This is a genomic window from Xanthomonas sp. NCPPB 3442 (genome assembly GCF_056725145.1).
Genome location: NZ_CM161514.1, coordinates 4,470,584 through 4,493,847, shown reverse-complemented (window position 1 = coordinate 4,493,847; position 23,264 = coordinate 4,470,584). Strand labels below are relative to the sequence as shown.

General features: G+C 67.9%; 20 protein-coding genes. 10 read left to right on the top strand and 10 right to left on the bottom strand.

Going from position 1 to position 23,264, the window contains the following annotated elements; translation table 11 throughout:
* Window positions 1–285: 285 nt before the first annotated feature.
* On the bottom strand, window positions 286–2,208 hold the full coding sequence (locus tag AC1POX_RS19460; RefSeq protein ID WP_008574011.1) for an MFS transporter: 1,923 nt from the start codon (window positions 2,206–2,208) through the stop codon (window positions 286–288).
* Between the two features lie 68 nt (window positions 2,209–2,276).
* On the bottom strand, window positions 2,277–3,179 hold the full coding sequence (locus AC1POX_RS19455; RefSeq protein WP_127165416.1) for a LysR family transcriptional regulator: 903 nt from the start codon (window positions 3,177–3,179) through the stop codon (window positions 2,277–2,279).
* Between the two features lie 97 nt (window positions 3,180–3,276).
* Here AC1POX_RS19455 and AC1POX_RS19450 point away from each other — a divergent pair, with 97 nt between their 5' ends.
* Window positions 3,277–4,467, top strand: coding sequence for an MFS transporter (locus AC1POX_RS19450; RefSeq protein ID WP_372356497.1), 1,191 nt, complete (start codon window positions 3,277–3,279; stop codon window positions 4,465–4,467).
* Between the two features lie 131 nt (window positions 4,468–4,598).
* Here the strand turns inward: AC1POX_RS19450 and yccS are convergent, their stop codons facing one another.
* The 4 genes from yccS to purH form a co-directional block, all read right to left on the bottom strand.
* A complete protein-coding gene (yccS, locus tag AC1POX_RS19445) occupies window positions 4,599–6,812 on the bottom strand; it encodes a YccS family putative transporter (protein WP_372356496.1) in 2,214 nt (737 codons plus the stop codon).
* A gap of 208 nt (window positions 6,813–7,020) precedes the next feature.
* The gene (gene purD, locus AC1POX_RS19440; RefSeq protein WP_014089207.1) at window positions 7,021–8,316 is read right to left on the bottom strand and encodes a phosphoribosylamine--glycine ligase; all 1,296 of its coding nucleotides are present in this window, start codon (window positions 8,314–8,316) and stop codon (window positions 7,021–7,023) included.
* 32 nt (window positions 8,317–8,348) lie between these two features.
* Window positions 8,349–9,194: a hypothetical protein gene (locus AC1POX_RS19435; RefSeq protein ID WP_209261045.1), complete on the bottom strand. Its 846-nt coding sequence runs from the start codon at window positions 9,192–9,194 to the stop codon at window positions 8,349–8,351.
* A 24-nt stretch (window positions 9,195–9,218) separates the two neighbouring features.
* On the bottom strand, window positions 9,219–10,802 hold the full coding sequence (gene purH, locus AC1POX_RS19430) for a bifunctional phosphoribosylaminoimidazolecarboxamide formyltransferase/IMP cyclohydrolase (protein WP_008571212.1): 1,584 nt from the start codon (window positions 10,800–10,802) through the stop codon (window positions 9,219–9,221).
* Between the two features lie 72 nt (window positions 10,803–10,874).
* Here purH and AC1POX_RS19425 point away from each other — a divergent pair, with 72 nt between their 5' ends.
* The 8 genes from AC1POX_RS19425 to AC1POX_RS19390 all read left to right on the top strand — a co-directional run bounded on the left by AC1POX_RS19425 (window position 10,875) and on the right by AC1POX_RS19390 (window position 18,842).
* Window positions 10,875–11,492, top strand: a complete 618-nt coding sequence (locus AC1POX_RS19425) for a CDP-alcohol phosphatidyltransferase family protein (RefSeq protein ID WP_008571211.1) — start codon at window positions 10,875–10,877, stop codon at window positions 11,490–11,492.
* Between the two features lie 84 nt (window positions 11,493–11,576).
* On the top strand, window positions 11,577–13,337 hold the full coding sequence (locus tag AC1POX_RS19420) for a bifunctional alpha/beta hydrolase/class I SAM-dependent methyltransferase (RefSeq protein WP_122273360.1): 1,761 nt from the start codon (window positions 11,577–11,579) through the stop codon (window positions 13,335–13,337).
* On the top strand, window positions 13,334–14,671 hold the full coding sequence (locus AC1POX_RS19415) for a phosphatase PAP2/dual specificity phosphatase family protein (RefSeq protein ID WP_071118101.1): 1,338 nt from the start codon (window positions 13,334–13,336) through the stop codon (window positions 14,669–14,671). Before AC1POX_RS19420 ends, AC1POX_RS19415 begins: the two co-directional genes overlap by 4 nt.
* Window positions 14,668–15,114, top strand: coding sequence for a hypothetical protein (locus tag AC1POX_RS19410; RefSeq protein WP_008571207.1), 447 nt, complete (start codon window positions 14,668–14,670; stop codon window positions 15,112–15,114). The genes AC1POX_RS19415 and AC1POX_RS19410 overlap by 4 nt, the downstream gene beginning before the upstream one ends.
* A complete protein-coding gene (locus AC1POX_RS19405; protein WP_372356495.1) occupies window positions 15,111–16,604 on the top strand; it encodes a TIGR04222 domain-containing membrane protein in 1,494 nt (497 codons plus the stop codon). Before AC1POX_RS19410 ends, AC1POX_RS19405 begins: the two co-directional genes overlap by 4 nt.
* Window positions 16,604–17,242 (top strand): CDP-alcohol phosphatidyltransferase family protein, encoded by a 639-nt coding sequence (locus AC1POX_RS19400; protein WP_218533935.1) that lies wholly within the window; start codon window positions 16,604–16,606, stop codon window positions 17,240–17,242. Before AC1POX_RS19405 ends, AC1POX_RS19400 begins: the two co-directional genes overlap by 1 nt.
* The gene (locus AC1POX_RS19395; RefSeq protein WP_008571203.1) at window positions 17,239–17,871 is read left to right on the top strand and encodes a lysophospholipid acyltransferase family protein; all 633 of its coding nucleotides are present in this window, start codon (window positions 17,239–17,241) and stop codon (window positions 17,869–17,871) included. The genes AC1POX_RS19400 and AC1POX_RS19395 overlap by 4 nt, the downstream gene beginning before the upstream one ends.
* Entirely contained in the window at window positions 17,868–18,842 is a 975-nt protein-coding gene (locus AC1POX_RS19390; RefSeq protein WP_014089215.1) for a phosphatidate cytidylyltransferase, read from the top strand. Before AC1POX_RS19395 ends, AC1POX_RS19390 begins: the two co-directional genes overlap by 4 nt.
* Before the next feature lie 271 nt (window positions 18,843–19,113).
* Here AC1POX_RS19390 and fis read toward each other — a convergent pair whose 3' ends face one another.
* The 3 genes from fis to AC1POX_RS19375 all read right to left on the bottom strand — a co-directional run bounded on the left by fis (window position 19,114) and on the right by AC1POX_RS19375 (window position 21,566).
* On the bottom strand, window positions 19,114–19,386 hold the full coding sequence (gene fis / locus AC1POX_RS19385; protein WP_002804983.1) for a DNA-binding transcriptional regulator Fis: 273 nt from the start codon (window positions 19,384–19,386) through the stop codon (window positions 19,114–19,116).
* Between the two features lie 105 nt (window positions 19,387–19,491).
* Window positions 19,492–20,862, bottom strand: a complete 1,371-nt coding sequence (locus AC1POX_RS19380) for a DUF3426 domain-containing protein (RefSeq protein ID WP_240495934.1) — start codon at window positions 20,860–20,862, stop codon at window positions 19,492–19,494.
* Window positions 20,863–21,188: 326 nt separating this feature from the next.
* Window positions 21,189–21,566 carry a helix-turn-helix domain-containing protein gene (locus AC1POX_RS19375; RefSeq protein WP_008571865.1) on the bottom strand — a complete coding sequence of 126 codons (378 nt, stop codon included), beginning with the start codon at window positions 21,564–21,566 and terminating at the stop codon, window positions 21,189–21,191.
* Window positions 21,567–21,709: 143 nt separating this feature from the next.
* Between AC1POX_RS19375 and AC1POX_RS19370 the strand changes: the two genes are divergently transcribed.
* The gene (locus AC1POX_RS19370) at window positions 21,710–22,219 is read left to right on the top strand and encodes a hypothetical protein (RefSeq protein WP_008571864.1); all 510 of its coding nucleotides are present in this window, start codon (window positions 21,710–21,712) and stop codon (window positions 22,217–22,219) included.
* Window positions 22,220–22,241: 22 nt separating this feature from the next.
* Here AC1POX_RS19370 and prmA read toward each other — a convergent pair whose 3' ends face one another.
* The gene (prmA, locus tag AC1POX_RS19365; protein WP_372356494.1) at window positions 22,242–23,162 is read right to left on the bottom strand and encodes a 50S ribosomal protein L11 methyltransferase; all 921 of its coding nucleotides are present in this window, start codon (window positions 23,160–23,162) and stop codon (window positions 22,242–22,244) included.
* Window positions 23,163–23,264: the final 102 nt, after the last annotated feature.

Genomic DNA, 23,264 nt, shown 5'->3' with positions numbered 1-23,264 from the left:
TAGCGTCTCGCGGTGCCGGATGGCTGCTCGCGCCAGCGAACGGGCGCTCCACGCCTGCGCAGCGAACGAACGCGGCGGCATGCCCATCGCTGCCGGCACAGCCAGCCGCTGGAATGCGTGACGCCCGCCGGTCACGGCAGACGCCTCAGGCGCGATGATGTTGAGCACAACGACGTCCCCCGGTACGACCGGCCGCGTCCGCTTGGCGGCTGCGACGGCAAAGCGTGCAATGGCGCACAGGCTACTCGCGGCGCGCCATGGAGGCAAAGCCTGCACCGGCCGGGCTCAGGGCTGATCCTGCCGCAGCGCGCGCACCTGTTGTTCGAGCAGCGCGGCACTGGCCTGATCGCCGGCCACTGCTGCCCCTGCCACCACGTCGATCTGCGCGCGCATCCGCCGCGGCACCCGCATGCGGCCCAGGCGCGTGTCGCGCCGGCTCCACATGCTCGACCACATGCCGCGCAGCGCCATCGGAATGACCGGCACGTTGCGGCGCTGCAGAACCTTTTCCACGCCGGATTTGAAGGGGGCGATTTCGCCATCCTTGGTCAACGCGCCCTCGGGGAAGATGCACACCAGCTCGCCATCGGCCAATGCGGCATCGATGCGGTCGAAGGCCTGCTGCATCAATGCGGGGTCTTCGCGCGCGCCGGCGATCGGGATGGCCTTGGCGGTGCGGAAGATCCAGCGCATGACCGGGATGCGGAAGATCTTGTAGTACATGACAAAGCGCACCGGACGCGGGATCACCGCCGACAGGATCAGCGCGTCCATGTAGCTGACGTGGTTGCACACCAGCAGGGCGGCACCCTCGTCGGGCACGTGCGCGTCGATGTTGCGCGCGCGCAGGCGGTACAACACGCTCACCAGCACCCAGCTGAGGAAGCGCATCAGGAATTCGGGCACCAGGGTGAAGATCCACAGTGCCACCAGCGTGTTGGCGATCGCCAGCGCCAGGAACACTTGCGGAATGCTCAGGCCCGGCAGCGGAATCCGCACCCCGAACAGCACCACCTGCGGCAACTGCAGCGCGATACCGATGACCGCCGCAGCCACGATGAACAACGAGTTCTGGATATTGAGCCCGGCGATCACGCGCGAGAGCTCGGCCTTGGGCGTGCGGCTCTGGATCAGCGCAAACAACGGCACCACGAACAGGCCGGTGAACAGGCCGATGCCGACCAGGTCGATGATCAGCCGCACGCTGCCGGGCTGCTGCACGAACTGGCCGATCGACAGGCCGGTGGCCGGCGCCGCGCCAGGCCGGGCGAAGTACAGGTCCAGCAGGAAGGCGCTGATGCCGAACGCGCCCAGCGGCACCAGGCCGATTTCCACGGTGCGCCCGGACAGGCGTTCGCACAGCAGCGAGCCGGCGCCGGTGCCGATCGAAAACAGCGCCAGCGCGAACACGTACAGGTCCTGCTGGCCGCCCAGGTTGAGCTGCGCATAGGTGGGCAGCTGCGCGGTCAGCACGGTGCCGACGAACCAGAACCACGACACGCCCAGCACCGCGTTGCGCACCGCCAGCGTGCGGCGGGTCAGGCGCATGATGGCGCGCGATTCGGGGATGGGGTTCCAGTTGATTTTCAGCTCGGGCGCGCCGGCGTCCACGCGCGGTACCAGCCGCGCCACCAGGTTGCCAGTGACGGCAATCGCGATCACCGCGGTGGCGGCAGCCTCCGGCCCATGACTGCCGGCGATCTGGAAGATCAGTCCGCCGAAGATCATGCCGCACAGGATCGAGATCGAGGTGCCCATTTCGACCAGGCCGTTGCCGCCGGTGAGTTCTTCCGGTTTCAGCACCGAGGGCAGGATCGAATATTTCACTGGCCCGAACAGCGTGGACTGCAGGCCGGTGCAGAACAGCGCAATCAGCAGGATCACCATGTTCTCGGTGATGAAGCCCACTGCGGCCAGCGACATGATCGCAATCTCCATCGTGGTGGTGATCACGATGAGCTTCTGCTTTTCCAGCTTCTCGGCGATCTGCCCGGCCAGCGCGGAGAACAGGAAGTACGGCAGGATGAACAATGCCGGCGCCAGGTTGGTATACAGCGTGCGCTGGGCGGCATCGATGCCGAGATAGAACAGCAGGCCGATGATGGCCTGCCGATAGACATTGTCGTTGAACGCGCCCAGCGCCTGGACAGCGAAGAACGGCAAGAAGCGGCGCTGCCTGAGCAGGGCGAACTGACTGTGACCGGACATGCAGTTTCCTTTGCGAACGCGCGCAGCCTAGCAGGCTTCCACGGCGTGCTGGTGGATGGCGGCTGCGCTCAGCGGCTTCTACGTGCCGGCGGCCTGCGTTGCGCGAGCTGGGCGCGCAGCAAGGCCACGAAGGCGCGTGCGGCCGGGCTGGGATCGGGCCGCCACACCGCGTAGGTCAGAAAGCGGTAACGCTCCTTCAAGGCCACCGTGACCACGCCGTGCATGGCCCCGGCCATGGTCTGCGGGACGATGCCCACGCCCAGGTTGGCGGCGACCAGTTCGCGCACCAGATCGGCATGGGTGACTTCGTACTGCTGGCGTTGCCGCAGGCCCCCCTGCGCAAACGCAGCATCGATGATGCCGCGCACGCCGGCACCGGGAACCAGCCCGGCCATCGGTTCGTCGTCAAGCTCGGCCAGTGCCACCCGTTTGCGTGCGGCAAAGCGGTGGCCCGGTGCCACGATCAAGGCCAAGGCCTCTTCATGCAGCAGCAGGCGCTGCGCCGGCACCGCAAGCTGCGGGCCGACCCCCACCAGGGCGACATCCAGCCGGCCTTCGCCCAGATCGTGCAGCAAGGCCTCGCTCATGGCGGTGCGCAGATGCACGTCCACCCGCGCATGCGCGCTGCGGAACTGCTGCAGCAACGCCGGCAGTTGCACGGTGGTGAGCGAGGAAATCTGTCCCAACGCCAGCCGCCCGCGCACGGTACCCAGGGCCTGCGCCATTTCCTCGTGCAGGCGCTCGGCAGCGCGCAGGGTCTGGCGGGCATTGTGCAGGAACACCTCGCCGGCGGCGGTGGGCCGCACCTGGCGGGTGCCGCGTTCGAACAGGCGTGCGCCGAAGGTCTCTTCGATCTTGGCGACCTGGTGGCTGAGCGCCGACTGCACGGTGTTGCAGCGGCGCGCAGCAGCGGTGAAGCCGCCTTCTTCGGCCACGGCAATCGCAAATTCCAGTTGGCGCAAGGTCAGCATGCAATCTCGAAAAAAGATGGCGACGGTGAAAACAATACATTGGAAAGATGCATGCCGGCTGCCCACACTGTGCACATTCCTTGACCAGGCAGTAGCCATGCAGACCGAGCCCACCTCCCACCCGCCCTTGCCCCGTCGCCTGGTGCTGCTGATGGCTGCAGCCACCGGGTTGGCGGTGGCGAGCAATTACTACGCCCAGCCTCTGCTGGAAACGCTGGCGCAGGCGTTCGGCATCCAGGTGCGCAGTGCCGGTGCGGTGGTCACCGCGGCGCAGCTGGCCTACGCGGCAGGGTTGCTGTTGCTGGTGCCGCTTGGCGACCGGCTGGAGCGCCGCGGCCTGATCGTGGGCCTGTTCGTGTTGAGCGCGATTGGCTTATTGGTGAGCGCCAGTTCGCACAGTTTTGCGATGTTGCTGGTCGGCACCATCGTGACCGGCGCCAGCTCGGTGGCGGCGCAGATCCTGGTGCCGTTCGCCGCCACGCTGGCGGCGCCCCACGAGCGTGGCCGGGTGATCGGCACGGTGATGAGCGGGTTGCTGCTGGGGATCTTGCTGGCGCGCACCGCGGCCGGCGTGCTGGCCGGTGTCGGCGGCTGGCATACGGTGTACTGGATCGCCTCGGTCGCGTTGTTGCTCACCGCCGGGCTGTTGTGGCGCGGGCTGCCGCGCCATCCCGGCAACGCGCAATTGGCGTATCCGCAGTTGGTGGGCTCGGTGCTGACGCTGCTGCGCGACGATGCGGTGCTGCGTTCGCGCGCGGTGCTGGGCGGGCTGATCTTTGCCGGATTCAGCATGTTCTGGACCACGCTGGCGTTTTTGTTGTCCGGGCCGAGTTATGGCTATGGCACTGCGGTGATCGGCTTGTTCGGCCTGATCGGTGCGGCCGGTGCACTGGCGGCCAATCGCTCCGGGCATTGGTCCGATCACGGCCATGGCGACCGCGTGAGCTGGGGCGGGCTGGCGATGTTGCTGCTGTCGTGGGGCTTGCTCGCGTTTGCGCCGCACTCGATCGGGCTGCTGATCGTCGGCGTGCTGCTGCTGGATATCGCAGTGCAGGGCGTGCATATCGCCAACCAGAGCGTGATCTACCAGCGCAACCCGGCGGCGCGCAATCGCATCACCTCGGCCTACATCACCTGCTATTTCATCGGTGGTGCCGTGGGGTCGACGTTGGGCACGGCCGCGTATGCGCAGGCCGGGTGGATGGGTGTGGTGATCGGCGGCGCGGTACTGGCTGCAGCGGCACTGGGCTGGGTGGGGCTGAGCGTGGCGCGCAGGCAGTGGAAGTGAGCGTGGCCGGTGGGGCGACGACGCAGCGGTTGCACGCAGTGGCGAATACGCGGCATGGCCGTGTTCGACATCGCTTACCGCATCGAGGCTGCATGTACGGCGCGGCGCCCAGGCCTGTCGACCGCTGGCGGCTAGGCCTTGCTGGTCGCCAGACGTGGCGTATTCTCCGCCGGCGCCGTTGTCACTGCCAGCGCTGCAGCGCGGAGCTTGGGCAGCAGGCGCAGCGTCAATGCCAGTTGGTCGCGCACCAGGCGTTGCTTGGGCGGTAGTTGCACCGGATGGTGTTCCAGCGCTTCGGCGGTGGCCAGTTCTTCGCTTTCGTCGTGCGCCGGCAGCGGTTGGCGTTGGCCAAGGGCGCTGGCGATCTCGCTCAGTGCGCGCTGCAGATATTCGCCGGCTTGCGCGATGGTGGCGTCGTGTTCGCCCTCCAGTGCGGCGCGGTGCGCGCCCAGTGCCGACAGATAGCCGAGCAAGGTGTTGGACAGCGCCAGGAAGCGAAAGCCCGCATCCAGATTGCGCCGATAGCGGCCGGGTTCGCGCAGCATGTTGGATAAGGCCACCGACAACGCAGCATCGGCGTTGTGCATGTCGCGGCGCGCAATGCGGTAGGGCAGGTCGTCGCGCTTGCCGCTGGCGTACTGCTCCAGCACCTGGGCCAGATAACGCGCGCAGCTGGCCAGCACCGTGGCCATCACCTGGTTCAGCCGGCGGCCCTGCCAGTCGGGCAGGATCAGGAACGAGGCGGCCGCGGCGATCGCGCAACCGATCAGGGTGTCGATCAGGCGCGGCCAGATCAGCACGAAGCCATCGCCCAGCAGGTTGAAGCAGAACAGCGCCATCACCGTGATGCCGGCGGTGGCCAGCATGTAGCGATCGGTGCGGGTGATGAAGAACACCAGCGCGCCGGCCAGCGCCAGCAGCAGCTGCACTTCGGTGGTGGGGAACAGCTGCATCAGCGCCCAGGTGGCGACCAGGCCGATCAAGGTGCCGGCAATGCGCTGCACCAGCCGCAGGCGTGTGGCGCCGTAGTTGGGCCGGCACACGAATGCGGTGGTGAGCAGGATCCAGTACCCGTTGTCGGCGTGGATGGATTGCATGATGGCGTAGCCCACCAGCAGCGCGACGGCCATACGCAGGCCATGGCGGAACAGCACCGAGCCGGGCGTGAGTTGCTGCACCAGCCGCGCGCCCATTTCGCGCAAGGTGTGCGGCGAGGAATCGCGTAGCCGGGTGTCGAGGTTGTCGCTGGTGGAATCGGATTGCGCCGCTTCCGACAACCTGCGTTCGATGCTCTGCAGATTGGTCACCAGCAGCTCCAGCGCGCCGAGCAGGCGGGCCAGTGCGGGGTCGGCGCGCGCGTGCAGATAATCCAGCGATTGGCGCAGGTCTTCGGTGGCCAGGCGGCTGCTGTCGCCGTAATCGAATGGTTGGCGCAGGCGAATCGCCTCGCCCAACGCCGCGCACGCCTTGCCTTGCAGGGCGAGCAAGCGCTGGCAGCGATACAGCACGTCGCTGTGGAAGAACGCGTCGGTGAGCGCCTCGTAGGGATAGTGCGAGGAGCTGGCGCGCTCGTGGAAGTCCTGCGCCATGTAATACAGCCGGAAATACAGGCCCGATTGCACGCCCGGCCGCCCCGAGCGGCCGAAGCGGCTCATGATCGCGGTCTTGGCCGCATTGAGCGCGCCGACGACCTTGGCGTTTTGTTCGGCCAAGGCCAGCCGGCGTGCATGCAGGTCGCTCTGGCGCACCGGTTCGAACAGATCGGCCTTGAGCTTGAGGTAGCGGCCCAACTCGAAGAACAGCCGCGACAGCCGCTCGCGCACCGGGCGATTGGCGAACAGGATGGTCCACAGGATCGACAGCACGCCGTACCAGGTGGCGCCGATCAGCAGCAGCGCCGCGCCGTGCCAGGCGACCAGCGGATCGCGGCTGCCATGCTGGTCCATGCCGATCATGGCGTAGATCGACAGGGCCACCGTGGCCTGCGCGATCGAGGCATAGCGCTCGCCCAGTGCGCCGAGCAGGGTCAGCGAGAACGTAGCCAACGCCATGCCCAGCACGAACGGCAGCGGATACGGAAACAGCACCACCACTGCGGCGGCGGCGGCGGCGAAACACAGCAGCGAGAGCAGCACCGATTTGATGCGGCCCAGCCAGTTGTCGTCGGTTTCGGCAATGGCGCTGGCGATCGCGCCCAGAAACAGCGCCGGCACCGCAGTGAGCTGTTGCCAGTGCCAGCACACGCCCATCGCCACCGCCAGCGCGATGAACACACGCAGGCCATAGCTGGCCTTTTCATGGGCCCACAAGCGGCTTAAGCGGGTTTCGAAGGAGGGAGTGGCCACAGTCTCTACAAGGCAGGGAGCCCGGGCATTATTGCCGCAGCCACGCGCCGCCGATGTGGATGGCGGCTAGTTCTTTGTCAGTAGCCGCACGGTGCCAGGCGCCGCAGGTGGCCCGCGCCGGTATCGGCAGGATGCCTGGTGGTGCGCAGAAACCTGCAACCACCGCGTGGCGACAGCGCGCAACGCGGTGGTTGCAGGCGCGAGGCGCTTAGCCCTGCGCCGCCTGCTCGCGGGCGATGGCCCGCCAGCCGATGTCGCTGCGCTGGAAGGCGTTGGGCCAGTGGATCGGCTCGAGGCCAGCATAGGCGTTGCGCTGGGCGTCCTGCACGCTGTCGCCGAGCGCCGCAACGCACAGCACGCGGCCACCGGCGCTGATCACCTCGCCGGCGGCATTCAGCGCAGTGCCGGCGTGGAAAACCTTGGCGCTGGCCGGCACCGCGTCCAGCCCGGTGATGACCTCACCGGTGACCGGGGTGTCCGGGTAAGGCTTGGCGGCGATGACCACGCCCAGCGACGGGCGCGGGTCCCACTGCGCGTGCGCGCCATCGAGCTTGCCGTCGATGGCCGCGTCGAGCAGATCGACCAGATCCGACTGCAGGCGCAGCATTACCGGCTGGGTTTCCGGGTCGCCGAAACGCACGTTGAATTCGATCACCTTCGGCGCGCCGTGCGCGTCGATCATCAGCCCGGCATACAGAAAACCGGTGAACGGCACGCCATCGGCGATCATGCCCTGCACGGTCGGCTCGACCACCTCGCGCATGACCCGCGCATGCACCTCGGGCGTGACCACCGGCGCCGGCGAGTAGGCGCCCATGCCGCCGGTATTGGGGCCGGTGTCGCCGTCGCCGACGCGCTTGTGGTCCTGGCTGGTGGCCATCGGCAAGGCGTGTTTGCCATCGACCATGGAGATGAAGCTGGCCTCTTCGCCGTCGAGGAATTCTTCGATGACCACGCGTGCGCCGGCATCGCCGAACGCATTGCCCGAGAGCATGTCGCGCACCGCGTCTTCGGCCTCGGCCAGGGTCATCGCCACGATCACGCCCTTGCCGGCAGCCAGGCCATCGGCCTTGACCACGATCGGCGCGCCTTTCTCGCGCACATACGCCAGCGCGGCGTCGACTTCGGTGTGCACGGCGTAATAAGCGGTGGGAATGCCGTGGCGGGCGAGGAAATCCTTGGCGAAGGCCTTGCTGCCTTCCAGCTGCGCGGCCTTGGCGGTGGGGCCGAAGATGCGCAGGCCGGCGGCATGGAAGCGGTCGACCACGCCCAGCACCAGCGGCACTTCCGGGCCGACCACGGTCAGCGCGACGGCTTCGCGCTGCGCCAGCGCGAGCAGGCCGTCCAGATCATTGACCTTGATCGCGACATTGCGGCATTTGGCTTCGGTGGCGGTGCCGGCATTGCCCGGTGCCACCAGCACCTCGCGCACGCGCGCGGACTGCGCGATCTTCCAGGCCAGGGCATGTTCACGGCCGCCGGAGCCGATGACGAGGATTTTCAAGGCAGTTGCTCGCTAGTACGGGGGAAGGGGCGTTACCTGCAGCCTTCGCGCTGCAGTGCATTGGGAAACGGGTAGGTCCAGGTCTTGGTGTCGAGCGCGAAGACGTGGGTCTTGTCCAGGGCCACCCCGCAATCGCTGCCGTGCTCGCGGATGCGCAGCGGCCAGGTGCGCGCCTGCGGCGCGCTGTTGTCCACCTCCAGCGCGAAATCCACGTCGAAGGCCTCGGCAAGGCATTGCGCCTGGGTCTGGTCCGGCTCGCGCGCGTCGTCGTCGCAGGCCAGTGCGCCGCTGTTGTCGATGTGCGCCCGCAGCGAGCCGGCATTGACCAGGCCCTTGGGCCCGGGCACGACCAGATCCTGCGATTCGAGGATCAGGCCCTGGCCCATCCAGAAACTGTGCACGGCAAAGCCGTAGAAATCGCTGCCCAGACGCAGGACGTCCACGCTGCCGGGTTGGCCGGCGCTGCCGTAGCCGTCGGCGAGCCGTTCGGCCACGACCTTGAAACCGTCGCCATCGCCGCGCAGCACGAAGAAATCGATCAGCCCCGGATTGCCGTGGCCGGCATCGCTGAGGCTGTGGCAGACCGCCAGCAGTTGCTGTACCTGGTCGCCCACCACCACCGGCTGTTCGGCGCAGACTGCGCTGTCGGCCTTGAAGCCGTCGGCTTCGCCGCTCCACTGCGCGGCCAGGCCGGCCTTGGCGCCGTAGCGCGTGCGCAAGAACCCATCCAGCCGCTCGGTGCGGCTCAGACGGGGGCCGTCGCTGGGCGCGGCAGGTGCCGCGGCGCCCGGCGCCGCAGCGGGCGCAGGCGCCTGCTTGCACGCGCTCAACAGCGCGGCGGTGGCAAGAAACGCGGCAAAACAACGCAGACGCTGCATCGACCTATCCCTGTGTCGGTGACATCAATGCCGGAAATGGCGCACGCCGGTGAACACCATCGCGATGCCGTGTTCGTCGGCGGCGGCGATCACCTCGCCATCGCGCATCGAACCGCCCGGCTGGATCACCGCCTTGATGCCGGCCGCAGCCGCCGCATCGATGCCGTCGCGGAACGGGAAGAACGCATCGGACGCCATCACCGAGCCGGCCACGGTGAGCTTGGCTTCTTCGGCCTTGAGCGCGGCGATCTTGGCGCTGACCACGCGGCTCATCTGCCCGGCGCCCACGCCAATGGTGCGGCTGTCCTTGGCATAGACGATCGCGTTGGATTTGACGTACTTGGCCACGCGCCAGGCAAACAGCAAATCGCCCAGTTCTGCCTCGTTGGGCGCACGTTGGGTGACCACGCTCAACTCGCCCAGCGACATGCTGCGGTTGTCGGCCGACTGCATCAACAGGCCCGAGCCGATCCGCTTGGTGTCGTAGTTGTTCAAGCCATTGCCGTGCGGAATCTTGAGCACGCGCACGTTGGCCTTCCTGGTGGCGTATTCCAGTGCGCCGGCCTCGTAGTCGGGCGCGATCAGCACTTCGACGAACTGGCGGTCCAGAATGGCCTTTGCCGTCGCTGCGTCCAGGGTCTTGTTGAACGCCAGGATGCCGCCGAACGCGCTGGTGGGGTCGGTGGCGTAGGCCAGTTCATAGGCATCGCCGCAGCCCGCGCCCACCGCCACGCCGCAGGGGTTGGCGTGCTTGACGATCACGCAGGCCGGCGCGTCGAACTGGCGCACGCATTCCCACGCTGCATCAGCATCGGCCAGGTTGTTGTAGCTCAGTTCCTTGCCTTGCAGCTGCTGGAAGGTGGCCAGCGTGCCCGGCACCGGATACAGGTCGCGGTAGAACGCGCCGGACTGGTGCGGGTTCTCACCGTAACGCAGGTCCATCACCTTGACGAAGTTGGAATTGATCTGCGCCGGGAACGGGCTGCGCGTGGGCACCGCCTCGCTGCTGTCGGCCACTGCCGAGAGATAGTTACTGATCGCCGCGTCGTACTGGGCCACGCGATTGAACGCAGCCACCGACAGCGCAAAGCGCTTGGCCGCCGACAGCTGCCCGTCGTTGGCTTCCAGCTCGGCCAGCAGGTCGGCGTACTGCGCCGGGTCGGTGGCCACGGCCACGCGGGCGAAATTCTTGGCCGCACTGCGCAACATCGCCGGGCCGCCGATGTCGATGTTTTCCACCGCATCGGCCAGGGTGCAATCGGCTTTCACGGTGACCGACTCGAATGGATACAGGTTCAATACCAGCAGGTCGATCGGCACGATGCCGTGCTCGGCCATCACCGCTTCGTCGACACCGGCGCGCCCGAGCAGGCCGCCATGCACCAGCGGGTGCAGGGTCTTGACGCGGCCATCCATCATTTCCGGGAAACCGGTCAGCTCGGCAACGTCCTTCACCGGCAGGCCGGCCTCGCGGATCGCCTTGGCGGTGCCGCCGGTGGACAGCAGCTCGACGTTGCGCGCCACCAGCGCGCGGGCCAGGTCGATCAGGCCGGTCTTGTCGGAAACGGAGAGCAGGGCCCGGCGCACGGGCAGGAAATCAGAGGCCATCGGTGGGGGATGTCGTTGCGGAGCAGCCGATATTGTAGGCTGCGCCAGCGCTCGAATGGACTCACACCCCGTATGGCCTCGATCTACGCATTGAAGGGACGCTTCCAGGCGCTGCTGCGGCCGATGGTGGGCGCGCTGTATCGCGGTGGCATCACCGCCAATCAGGTCACGCTGGGCGCAGCGGCGGTGTCGCTGATGGTGGCGGCGGTGGTGTTGCGCGGCGGCCCCAGCTGGCCGCTGCTGTATCTGCTGCTGCCGGTGTGGATGCTGCTGCGCATGGCGCTCAATGCGGTGGACGGCATGCTGGCGCGCGAATTCGGCCAGCAGTCGCGGCTGGGCGCCTACCTCAACGAGCTGTGCGACGTGGTGGCTGATGCGGCCTTGTACTTGAGCCTGCTTGGCGTGCCCGGTGTGAGTGCGCCCTGGCTGTGGATCTTCGCGCTGCTGGCCGCGCTGACCGAGTACGCCGGCGTGCTCGGCCTGATGGTCGGCGCCAGCCGCCGCTACGACGGGCCGATGGGCAAGAGCGACCGCGCCTTCGTCATCGGCGTGCTGGGCGTGGGCCTGGCGTGTGGCTGGCTGGGTGCGCGCGGCGTCACCTGGGTCGCCATTGCCGTGAGCCTGGCCTGCGCGGTCACGGTGTGGCGGCGGGTGCGCGCCGGCCTGGCGCAGGCGCCCGCAGGCACCTAGCGATCCATTCCCGCAGCAACGCCGCTGGCCGCTGCGCTGTGGTGATCTCTGCGATTCAACCTTTCGACTTTTCAGGATGCTTCGATGCGCACAGTGCTAGAGCGCGAGTTCGTCAGTTTCGATGGTGTGCCGCTGTTCTACCGGCACTGGCCGTTGCACGATGCCGCTGCGACCGGCACGCCGAAGGCGGTGGTGCTGCTGCATCGCGGCCATGAGCACTCTGGCCGTGTGATGCATCTGGCCGAAGAACTCGACATGCCCGACGCCCAGTTCTTCGCCTGGGACGCACGCGGCAACGGCCGCTCGCCGGGCGTGCGTGGCGATGCGCCGGGCTTCGAAGCGCTGGTGCGCGATCTGGACAGCTTCATCGCGCATCTTCGCGCCACCCACGGCATTGCGGTGCAGGACATCGTGGTGATTGCGCAGAGTGTGGGCGCGGTGGTGGCCGCCACCTGGGTGCACGATTACGCCCCGCCGCTGCGCGCGCTGGTGCTGGCATCGCCGGCGTTCAAGGTGAAGTTGTATGTGCCGTTTGCACGCCCCGGGTTGGCGTTGCTGCATGCGCTGCGCGGCAACTTTTTCGTCAACAGCTACGTCAAGCCGCAATGGCTGACGCATGATCCGGCGCGCGTGGAAAGCTATCGCACCGATCCGTTGATCACCCGCCCGATTTCGGTGCGCGTATTGCTCGGTCTGTATGCGGCAGCCGATCGCGTGGTGGACGATGCACAGGCCATTACCGTGCCGACCCAGTTGCTGGTCTCCGGTGCGGATTTTGTGGTGCATCGCGGCCCGCAGGACCGCTTCTACGAAAACCTGCGCTCGCCGATCAAGCAGCGCCACTGGCTGCCGGGGTTCTTCCACGACACCTTGGGCGAACGCGATCGCGCGATGGCCATCGCGCACATTCGCCAGTTCGTCCAGGCGCGTTTTGCGCAACCGCCGGTGCGCGCCGCGCTGGGCGATGCACACCGTGCCGGGCCCAGTTTCGAAGAGGCCGAACGGCTGGCCTGGCCGCCGCAGCGCAATAGCCTGCAGGACCTGCGCTGGCGTGGCGTGCGTGCCGGCCTGCGCCTGGGTGGCAGGCTCTCCGAGGGCATCGCGCTTGGTCTGCAGACCGGTTTCGATTCCGGCAGCACATTGGATTACATCTACCGCAATCAGGCGCGTGGTCGCGGGCCGTTGGGGCGCATGATCGACCGCACGTATCTCAACGCGATCGGCTGGCGTGGCATCCGCATCCGCGGCAGCCATCTGGGCGAATTGCTGCGCGATGCGGCGGCGCGCTTGCGTGGCGCCGGCAAGCCGGTGCGCGTGCTGGATGTCGCTGCCGGGCACGGCCGCTATGTGCTCCAAGCGCTGGGCAGCGGCGCACAGCGTGCCGATGCGATCGTGCTGCGCGACTTCAGCCCGCTCAACGTGACCCAGGGCACGGCGCTGATCCAGACGTTGGGCGCAGGCGATATCGCCCGCTTCGAACAAGGCGATGCGTTCGACCCGGCAGCGCTGGCCGCAGTGCAACCGGCACCGACGCTGGCGGTGGTGTCGGGCCTGTACGAGCTGTTTGCCGACAACGACCAGGTCGCGCGTTCGCTGGCCGGCCTGGCCGCGGCGGTGCAGCCGGGCGGTTATCTGCTTTACACCGGCCAGCCCTGGCATCCGCAACTGGAATTCATTGCGCGCGCGCTGACCAGTCACCGCGATGGCGTGGCCTGGGTGATGCGCCGGCGGAGCCAGCAGGAGATGGATGGCCTGGTGGAAGCGGCGGGCTTTCGCAAGGTGGCGCAACGCATCGATGCGTTCGGCATCTTCACCGTCTCGATGGCGCAGCGAATCGACGCATGAGCCACGTTGCGCGCCCATCCGGCCGTGCCGCGCTGTGGCTGGCGTTGCTGGGACCGTTTTTCTTCCTCAGCTACGGCCTGGCCAACACGCTGGCCGGGCGGGCGACGCATGTGCCATCGGTGGTGTTCGGCTGGGAACACGGTATGCCGTTCTGGCCGTGGACCATCGTGCCGTACTGGTCGATCGATGTGTTCTACGCGGTCTCGTTCTTTGTCTGCCGCAACCGCCGCGAGCTGGACACGCATGCACTGCGCTTGCTCAGCGCCCAGCTGATCTGCGTGGCGTGTTTCGTGTTGTGGCCGCTGCGCTACAGCTTCGTACGGCCGCAGACCGAGGGTGTGTTCGGCTGGCTGTTCGCGGTGCTGCTGGGCTTCGACAAACCCTTCAATCAGGCGCCGTCGCTGCACATCGTGCTGCTGGTGGTGCTGTGGGTGCGCTATGGGCAGCATCTTTGCGGGGTGTGGCGCTGGTTGCTGCATGCCTGGTTCGCATTGATCGGTGTGTCGGTGCTGACCACGTATCAGCATCACTTTCTCGATATTCCTACCGGACTCGCGGTGGGCTGGCTCTGCGTGTGGCTATGGCCGGAGCGGGTCGCCGCACCATTTGCGCAGGCACGGTGTGCACGCGACCTGCGCCGTTGGCGCCTGGCCGCGATGTATCTGGCCGGCGCGCTGGTCAGCGCTGCGCTGGCGCTGTGGAGCGGCGGTGCAGCACTGTGGTTGCTGTGGATCACCCTGGCCTTGCTGCTGGTTGCCTTGAATTACGCGCTGCTCGGGCCGGGCGGATTCCAGAAGCGCAGCGATGGGCGCCTGAGTCTTGCAGCCCATTGGTTGTATGCGCCGTATCTGTTGGCGGCCTGGTGCAACTCCCGGCTCTGGACACGGCGTGCGCCGTTGCCGCGCGCGGTGTGCGATGGCGTGTGGCTGGGGCGGATTCCGTTGCCCGGCCAGCGCGACAAGCGTGCCGCCGTGGTGGACGTGTCTGCAGAGCTCTCGTTGTACGCCGCGCAGGCGCAGGACCGTGTGGTGCCGATGCTCGATCTGGTCGCGCCGTCGCCGGCGCAGCTGCGCGAGGCCGCGCAGGCGATCGCGCAGGCGCAGGCGATCGGGCCGGTGCTGGTGTGTTGTGCATTGGGCTATTCGCGCAGTGCTGCCAGTGTGGCCACCTGGCTGGTGCGCAGCGGTCGCGCCCAGGACGTGGATGCGGCCATCGCACAGTTACGCGCCGTGCGGCCGTCGATCGTGCTCGGGCATGCGCATCGCGCGGCGATCGTGACGGCATGCGACGGTCATGACGGTGGCGACGACATCCCCGAACGGAGAGCGCAATGAATATCGCCCCGCTGACCTTGGCGGCCATGCGCGCAGTGCTGCGGCAAGGTGCAGCATTGGACCGCCTCTCACTCCTGCTGCTGGCAGCGGCCATCGGCTTGCTTGGTGTTGCGCAGGCGCCGCCGTTGATGCAGTTGAGCTATGCCATCAGCATGCTTGCGGGCGTGCTGCAGCGCTATTGGGCGTTTCGCGTGGGCCTGGATGCCGACCTGCTGGCAGCCTCCATCGCGCATCTCGAACGCTGCGGTGGCACCGGGCAAGACGCCGCGCACCAGCTCGATGCGGCGATGCATGCGATTGGCCTGATACCAAAGCTTTCGCCCACCCGCGACTGGGCATCGCGCTGGACCGGCATGCGCCGCCTGCTGCGTTGGCAGCTGGCAAGCGTGGTGGTGCAACTGCTGTTGGTGGCTGCCGCGCTCGCTCTCAGGATATTCGGATGAGCAACCAACCCGATTCCGCTCGGCGCGAACCGCGCCATGCCACGCCAGCGCAGCGAGCGCTGTGGCAACGGCTGCAGGGCTATCGTTTTGGCCAGGACGAAGCAGCGTTTGCCGCCTTCGTTCGGCGCGTGGCCAAGCAGGCACAGTGCAGCACCGAACAAGCGCAGGCGTTGGTGGAGGAGTACCGCCGGTTCTGTTTTCTTGCCTGCACCGACACCGTCGACGTCACCCCCAGCCCGTTGGTCGACCAGGTCTGGCACACGCATCTGACCGACACCCGCGAGTACTGGCAGCAGTTCTGCCCGCACGTGCTGCAGACTACGCTGCATCATCAACCCGGACGCGGCGATGCCGGCGAAGAAGCGCGTTTCCAGGCGCAGTACCGCCAGACGCTGGAGCGTTACCGCACGCAGTTCGGCGAGCCGCCGGCGCAATGGTGGCCTGTGGCGCGACCGCCGCAATCGACGCTGGATCCGCTGCACGGCCACACTGCCGAACAGACCTTGCAAGCCTTGCGTGGAGCGCCACAGTCAGCTGGGCCGCAGCGCGGTGTGCCGTATGCCGTGGTTGTGTGGGCAATCGCGGTGGCAGTGGGCATGGTCTGTCACTCAGCCAATGGCGGGGCGCTGTCGCCGCTGCACTGGCGCGGTGTCTATTTCCTGCCGCTGTTCATCGCGCTGATCGGTCTGGCCTGGTCGATGGCGGCATGGTTGCGGCGGGTGCTGCGACGCGGTCGCACCGCAGCAGCAGTGGATGCCAGCGAGCTTGCATATCTGGGCGGCGGTGCCGATCGCGTGGCCGACCTGTGGTTCACCGAATTGCTGGTGCGCAATGCGGTGTATCTGGAGCGCGACGCAACCGAACCGGCACGTCGCTGGGTACGTTGCCACCGGCAGATTGCAGTCCCGCCTGCGCTGGAGCCGGCACTGGAAGCGGTGCGCACCACCGAAGACCCGGTGTGGGCCTTGCGCGCGTTGCGCGCGCTGGCCGCACCGCTGGAGCAGCGCTTGATCGACAAGGGCCTGTGGCTGAGCCAGGCGCAGGCACGCGCGGTGCGCCTGGCATGTACCGTGCCGGTGGCGCTGGTATGGGGGCTTGGCCTGTGCAAGCTGGTCATCGGCGTGCAGGGCAACCATCCGGTGGGCTATCTGCTGTGTCTGATGGTGCTGACCACATTGCTGGTGCTGGGCTTTGCGCTGGTGCCCGTGCGGCGCACGCTCGGCGGCGAGGCCCGCCTTGCGACACTGCGTCAGACACGGCGACGCGATGCGGCGCGCACCGGCGGTGATCCAGGCGAGGCGGTGGCGCTGTACGGCACTGCGGCACTGATCGGAACCGCTTGGGCCGACTACCACAGCCTGCGTGCGCCGCATGGCCACGCCGATGGCAGTGGCAGCAGCTGCGGCGGGGGTGGCGGCGACAGCGGCGGCGATGGTGGTAGCAGCGATGGTGGCGGTGGCTGTGGCGGCTGCGGCGGAGGAGGCGACTGATGCAACACGGACAGCGACAGCGGCAGTTGCTTTGGGCGCGCGTGCTGCGCGGACGTGGCGCCACGCCCAATGGCGTGGCGTGGGTGGGCATCGCATGTGCGGCGTTGGCCGGGCTGATGTTCTACATCGGGTTGAGCGCGCCTGCGCGCGAAGGAGCCATGCCGCTGCTGCTGGCGGTGCTCGGGCTGCAGGGGCGGCTGTGGTGCAACCGCATGGATGGCGTGCTGGCGCGCCAGGCGCGCATGGTCTCGCGCGCCGGTGAGGTCTACAACGACGCGCCCGATCGGTTGTCCGATGTGCTGGTCTGCGTGGGCCTGGGCTATGGACTGCAGGCCGGTCTGCCGTGGGCTGCGCAACTGGGGTGGGCGGCGGCGCTGTGCTGCGTGGCCACCGCATACGTGCGCATGCTGGGCCTGGCCTGCGGCACGCCAGAGCCGCGGCAGGGGCCGATGAGCCGCGTGCAACGCATGCAGTGGTTGACGCTGGCAGGCGCGCTGGCCTTGCCGCTGCAATGGATGGGCCAGCCGCGTCTTGCGGCCTGGCTGCTGATCGGAGCACTGGCGGTGTTGATCGCCGGTGCCTTGCTGACGGTGGCGGTACGACTGCGCACGATCGTGCGCACCCTGGAGCAGAAATGATTGCCCGTTTGATCGCGCGCGCTTGCAGCGGCGCCATTCGTACCTTGACCGGCGCGCGTGCGCTATGGCGCGGTTGCGCGCCCTCCAACGAGCGTCGCGTGTACTACGGCAACCATGCAAGCCACGGCGATTTCGTGCTGATCTGGTCATCGCTGCCAGCCAGCCTGCGGCATGAAGTGCGCCCGGTGGCGGCGGCCGACTACTGGCAGCGTACCGCCCTGCGGCGCTACCTGATCCACGCGGTCTTCAACGGCGTGTTGATCGAACGCGACCCGGCGCAGCGCACGCGCGACCCGATCCAATGCCTGTGCGATGCGGTGGACGCCGGCGATTCGTTGATCCTGTTTCCCGAAGGCACGCGCAACCCGGACGACGGCGTGCTGCCGTTCAAGAGCGGGCTGTATCACCTGGCACGGCAACGCCCGGAACTGGAGTTCGTGCCGGTGTGGATCGATAACCTCAAGCGCGTGATGCCCAAGGGCAAGTGGTTGCCGTTGCCGCTGCTGTGCACCACCACCTTTGGTGCGCCATTACGCCTGGATGCGGACGAAACCAAGGATGCGTTTCTGGCGCGTGCACGTGCGGCGTTGCTGGCGTTGTCGCCCGATCAGTTGGAGGCGCGCGCATGAGCCTATATGTGTACAGCGGGCAGCTGCAGCAGTCTTCGATGCATCAGCAGACGCTGTGGCTGTTCAGCGGTATCGCGCTGGTGCTGGTCATCGCCACGCTGATTTCCGAAGCCCTGCGTTGGCGCGCACGCGAACGCCCCAGCGCAGTGCTGGACAACCTGGTCGCCCGTATCCGCGCGTGGTGGGTGATGGCTGCGGTGGTCGGCCTTGCGTTCGTGTTTGGCCGCGCAGGCGTCATCGGCTTGTTCGCGCTGGTGTCGTTGTTTGCGCTGCGCGAGTTCATCACCTTGACCCCGACCCGGCGCGGCGATTACTACGCATTGCTGGCCGCGTTCTACATCGTGCTGCCGTGGCAATACGGCCTGGTGTGGACCGGCTGGTACGGCATGTACACCTTGCTCATTCCGGTCTACGCGTTTTTGGTGTTGCCCATCCTGGCCACCATCGGCGGCGACACCACGCGCTATCTGGAACGTACCGCCAAAGTGCAGTGGGGCCTGATGATCTGCGTGTTCTGCATTTCGCATGTGCCGGCGCTGTTGAACCTGGACATTCCCGGCTATGCCGGGCGCAATCTGCTGTTGATCGCCTTCCTGGTGATCGTGGTGCAGTCTTCGGATGTGCTGCAGTACGTGTGGGGCAAACTGGCCGGCCGCCATTTGATCGCGCCGAAATTGTCGCCGTCCAAAACGGTGGAAGGATTCATCGGCGGCGTGTTGTCGGCCAGCCTGCTCGGGATGGCGCTGTGGTGGATCACCCCGTTCGCGCCGTGGCATGCCTTCGGCCTGGCGTTGGTGGCCAACCTGATGGGATTTTTCGGCGGGCTGGTGATGTCGGCGATCAAGCGCGATCGCGGCATCAAGGACTGGGGCCATATGATCGAAGGCCACGGCGGCGTGCTCGACCGCCTGGATTCGGTGTGCTTCGCCGCGCCGGTGTTCTTCCACCTGATCCGCTATGGCTGGGCGTGACCGCTTGTCACATCGCTCGTCATGAAATCGCAACACGTGCATCGCGTGCCGTTGGCAATCTGCAGCATCGGATCGGCGCAGCGCGCGTCGGTCGGCTACCGCATCTGGCCAACCGGAAAGCTGACCCGCACGAAACCGCGCTGTGACCGGTAACCCGTGCGCGCACCGTCTGGCAGAAGCACGCTTTTCCGATTCCCGATTCCCGATTCCCGATTCCCGATTCCCGATTCCCGAATCCCGAATCCCGAATCCCGAATCCCGAATCCCAGGCCTACGTCAGCCCGTACTCTTTGAGCTTCTTGCGCAAGGTTGCCCGGTGAATGCCCAGCATCGCCGCGGCGCGGCTCTGGTTGCCTTCGCAGTGGTTGAGCACTTCGACGAACAACGGGATCTCCATCTCGCGCAGCACGATTTCGTAAACATCGTCCGCGTCGCTGCCGTCCAGGTCGCGCAGATAACGGCGAACGGACTGGGCCACGTGTTCGCGCAGGGGCGACTTCGGGGCGCCACGACTGGTGTCAGGACGAGAGGGGGCTGCGTTCAAAGGAGGTTCCCAGTGTCACGAAGCCGGGACGCGTGGCCGGCGAGGGGGAGTGAGTCTAGCGCGTGACCTCATCGCTCGCCACGCCCATGTGGCGGTCGCGCCCGTTCACCGGAAGTCGAAACTGAAGGCGGCGGTGCTCGCGGCCGGTTCGCGTACCCGGAACGCGACCTGCACCGCCTGACCCGGCGCCAGCGTGTCCTGCGCCGGCGGCGATGGTCCCAGATACTCCTGCGGCGACAGGATGCGGGTGCCGATCACCCGGCCGTCGGCATCGGACAGCGACAGCTGCAGCCACGGCCAGGCCTGTGCCCAGCGCGCGTCGTTGCGGAAGCTGGCCTGGATCTGCAGCACCCCGGCCACACCGGGCAGCGGCCGCACCTCGCGGTTGAGCAGGGTCAGCGCCTCCGGCTCGCGCCAGGCCGGCAAGCTGCAGCGCGCCAGCGTGCAGGCCGCGCCGACCAGCGGCCGCAAGCGCGCGTTGGCGGCCAGGTGCGCGCGGTCGGCGATGACGATCTGCAACCCGAGCACGCCGACCAGCCCGACCAGCAGCGCCCACTGGCGCCCGCTGGCGCGTAGCCGCGGGCGGGTGACGCCACGCCGCGCGAAGGCGGGTGCGGCCAAGGCGGGCGCGGGCAGGGGCTGCAGTTGCACGGCAGTGGTACGGGGCTGCGCGATGCCGGCATCGGACTGCGCGTGCTCGCCTGCCAATGCGCTGGCTGCGCCGGACTCGGTGGTTGCCGGGTCGGGATGGCTGGAGGGGCGGCCCGGGTGTGACTGGCCGTCGGCTGTGCCCGCCGACCGCTCGCTGGCGCTGGTGTCGGCCTGCGTTGCGGCTGCCGCCGTTGCCACAGCTGGGGTAGATCCCGCAGACGCTGCTGGCGTTGCGACTGAAGCCTGGCGCGCGGGCGTTTCTGCCAGCGCCTTCGGCGTGCCCGGCGCATTCTGAAATGCCAGATCTGCATCCGCCGAGGCGCGTAGTGCCCGTTGCTGCGCTGAATTCGATGGGCCAGGTGCAGCCCGCGCGGTTGGGTGCCCGAGGTCGTCAGCATCGGTCGCGGCCAGCCCGTCGTCGGCCCGGGTATCGGTGGCGGCCGACGCCGAGCGAGGTGGATCGAGCATCGCATCAGGAACGTGTCCGGCCGCGGGCGCGCTCGCCGAAGCGGACGGCGTCGCGGTGCCGGGCGCGGGCAGTGGCGTCTGGCCGGACACCGGCGCCTGGAGACCATCGTGCCCGGACATGCCCGTTGCGCGCTGCGGCGACGAAGCCACCGCGGCAGCAGGCAATGGCACACGCGGTGCCGGCTGCGCATCCACCTCTGGCGCTGGCGCCGGCGGCAACGCAGAGCCCGGGGCCGATGTGGCCTGCTCGGCCGGCTCCGCAGGTGGAACCACCGGGGTCGGAACCAGCGGCGGAGCAGCCGGCGTCGCACGCAGGAACGTGGCCAGGGGGCGGCGCGGTGGCGGAGTCTCGGACATCGGCAGGCGTGCAGCGGGAAGACCCCTATTCAACCACGCGCACGTCCAGGGGCGAACCTGTGCCGACGGCGATGCGGTCAAGCCGCCGCGCGCATGCCTGCAGGTGTTCGTCTCCGGCCCAGGTGGTCATGGCGGCGTCTGCGTCGATGCCCACGCAACGCACGCAGCGCATGCCTTCTCCGAAAACGGCCGCCGCCACGCCCATGCAAGCCGACGAAGACGCCCGGGCGCATCCAGGATCAGGAGGCCACAGCCAGCGGAATATCGCCTTGAAATCTCGGTGCCGGTTGCGTCGGCTCGCCGATTCCCGATTCCCGATTCCCGATTCACCGCCTGCGCCGCGTCTTCCCTTCAGCCAGCAACAGATCCAACAGGCCGGCGCGCTGGCGCGGCGTCAGGGTATCGAAGCGCGTCAGCAGCACGCGTTGCTGGTCATCCAGCCGGCGGTACTGCGCCGGTTCTTCGGCGATGGCCGACACCGGCGGGCCGAACACGCGGTCGCCGCGGCCGGTGGCCAGGTATTCGAACGCCATGCCGCTGCGCCTGGCCAGGCCGATCAGGTTTTCCACCGACGGTGCGGTGCCTTCGGCCATCTCCCATTGCGCCACCGCGCTGCGGGTGACACCCAGCTCGCCGGCCAGGGCTTCCTGGGTCAGCTTGGTGAGGCTGCGGGCTTCGCGTACTCGTTCGTACAGCTTGCTCACACGGCACCGTTGGAGGGCAGGCAGGGGCGGGAGATATAGCCCTAGCAGCGCCTGGAGATAGTTCGTATAACTTTCATATCGCCATATGTTTGCGATACTGTCGGCGGATCAATGATGGCTACATCACAGCGAACTCAAGGAGGATGTTCATGGTCGAGCCTGCCGGTCGAAAACCCGACCCCCAGCGGCGCAGCCCGCCCCCGCACGCCGCGCCCGCAGACGTGCCGTGGCCGGCCCATTCGCCGCTGGACCCTGCGGTGAGACGTTTTCGGGGCGCGGCCCGGTACGCGATCTGGCGGCGTGGCCACGAGTGGACGGCCGTGGCCGATGGTCCGCAGTGGTCAGCGGCGCTGGCACCGCGGGTCTGGGCGCTACGGCAGCGGCACTGGCCGCTGCTGGCGGCGAGCGCGCCGATGCTTGTGGTTGCCGGCGCAGTGGCGCTTGCAGGTGTGCGGGCGTGGTCGCCGGTGGCCTGGACGGCGCTGCTGGCGGCTGAGGTGCTGCTACGGGTCTGGGTGGCCCGGCAGGCCGGGCCGTGGCGCACGGCGGCACTGCAACGCGACGGCTGGCAACCGGTGACCCGGTTGCGGGCGATCAGCGTGGCCGATGCAGTGACCACCGCGCAGATTCGCGCCGGCCGGCCACAGCGCTAGCCGGCGTGGACGATACCCCGGATCAGCCGCGGCGCACGCCGTCGATCCGCATCCAGTCTTCGTCGCGTTCGCAGCGCAACTGGTCGAACCAGGGGGCGTAGCGTTTGAGCAAGTCGTCTTCTTGGCCGTGCAGGATGCCCGACAGCGCGATCCGTCCGCCCGGTGCCACGCGCGCGGCCAGGGTGCCGGCCAGGGCGTCCAGTGCCGAGGCCAGGATGTTGGCCACGACCACCTGGTAGGTCTGCACCGGTTCGTCCTGCGGCATGTAGACCGTCAGCTGCGCGTCCACACCGTTGCGTTGTGCATTGTCGGCAGTCGCCAGCAGCGCCTGCGGGTCGTTGTCCACGCCGACCGCGCCGGCGGCGCCCAGCTTCAGCGCGGCGACCGCCAGGATGCCCGAGCCGCACCCGAAATCGAGCACGCTGCGGCCCTGCAGCTCGCCGCTGCCGGCCAGGCTGTCCAGCCAGCGCAGGCACAGCGCGGTGGTTTGATGGGTGCCCGAGCCGAACGCCAGGCCCGGGTCCAGCCGCACCACGGCGGCCCCCGGGGTGTCGGCGGCTTCGGGCAGCGCGTGATTCCACGGCACGATGAAGGTGCGTTCGCCAAACTGCATCGGCTTGAACAGGTCCATCCAGGCGCGTTCCCAGTCGCTGTCTTCGACCATGCGAAACGCCACCTGGCTCCAGTCCAGGCCCGGATCGAAGGCTTCCAGCGCTGCCAGCACCACCAGCGCGTCGCTGTCGCCATCGAACAGCGCGGTCATCGTCAGCCGGTCCCACAGCGGCATTTCGCCCACGCCCGGTTCGAGAATGGCGCGCTCGTTGCTGGTATCGGCATCGGCGTCGAGCATGGTCACCGCCAGTGCGCCCACATCGTCCAGGGCGTTCTGGAAACGGGGCAGGGTGACCTCGGAACAGGAAAGCGTCAGTTCAAGAAACGGCATCGTGGCGGTCGGGCAATTCGAAAGCACGCATCCTAGACCATTCGTGCCGGCGTGCCTGCCGCGCTGCAGGCGACGGCGTTCGCAGGCGCCGTCGCTTCGGCG